The sequence below is a fragment of the Rhizobium mesosinicum genome (genome assembly GCF_019511345.1).
GTDB lineage: Bacteria > Pseudomonadota > Alphaproteobacteria > Rhizobiales > Rhizobiaceae > Rhizobium > Rhizobium mesosinicum.
On record NZ_JAEUAK010000045.1, the window covers coordinates 1 to 246 of the forward strand.

Genomic DNA, 246 nt, shown 5'->3' on the forward strand with positions numbered 1-246 from the left:
TGCCAGCCGCCATCAGAAGCGACAACGGCTTGCCTTTCGCCAGCCCAAACGGGCTCTACAATCTGTCTAAACTGTCGGTGTGGTGGCTGAGGCTCGGGATCACGCTGGAGCGCATCAGGCCGGGCCGTCCCCAACAAAACGGCCGGCATGAGCGCATGCACCTGACGCTGAAGAAAGAGGCGACCAGACCATCCGGCAAAAACATCCTCCAGCAGCAGGCCCGCTTCGATGCTTTCGTCAGCGAAT

Annotated in this window: 1 protein-coding gene; it reads left to right on the top strand. The window is 60.6% G+C overall.

From position 1 onward, the window contains the following. On the top strand, positions 1-246 hold a 246-nt coding region (locus tag JNB85_RS30500), incomplete at both ends, for an integrase core domain-containing protein (protein ID WP_220338129.1).